Source organism: Oleiphilus sp. HI0125 (assembly GCF_001635355.1).
Genome location: NZ_LWGF01001414.1, coordinates 1 through 646, shown reverse-complemented (window position 1 = coordinate 646; position 646 = coordinate 1). Strand labels below are relative to the sequence as shown.

Here is a 646-nt window from a genome sequence, read left to right as displayed (position 1 = left end):
GAACATTGATGCCCGCATTTGCAGCCATTTCTCCAACTAGGGTCGTAACCGTACTTTTACCGTTTGATCCTGTAATCGCGATCATTGGTGCATTTACATGTTCAGCAAACAGATCAATGTCACCGCGGACTGCTACGCCAGCGTCTTTAGCTTTTTGAATAGCAGGGTATTTCGGATCTAGACCAGGACTCAGAATCAGCTCTGAATAATTACATAAGGCATCATCAGCAATCTCTCCGAGTGAAATCGCCACATCTGGGTACATGTTTTTAACTTGGTCTAGGTTCGGCGGGTTTTGGCGGGTATCTGCCATGGAGAAAGACCGCCCAATTCGCTTTAAAAAGCGCGCACAAGATAGCCCGGTCTCACCAAGACCCAACACTAAACTATGCTTGTCAGAAGCAATCAAACTCATTCTCTTAACGTACCTTAAGTGTCGCTAAACCAATTAACACAAGAATTACAGTAATAATCCAAAAACGAACAATGACCCGCGGCTCAGGCCAACCTTTTAATTCAAAGTGGTGATGCAAAGGCGCCATGCGAAAGATTCGACGTCCGGTCAACTTGTACGAGGCCACTTGCAAGATTACGGAGATCGTTTCCATTACGAACACGCCACCCATAATGAACAATACGATCTCTT

At 45.4% G+C, this 646-nt stretch carries 2 pseudogenes; both read right to left on the bottom strand.

Going from position 1 to position 646, the window contains the following annotated elements:
• Window positions 1–415 (bottom strand): annotated as a pseudogene (gene murD, locus A3762_RS24050) (UDP-N-acetylmuramoyl-L-alanine--D-glutamate ligase); the annotation flags it as partial.
• A 4-nt stretch (window positions 416–419) separates the two neighbouring features.
• A pseudogene (locus A3762_RS24045) lies at window positions 420–646 on the bottom strand (phospho-N-acetylmuramoyl-pentapeptide-transferase); the annotation flags it as partial.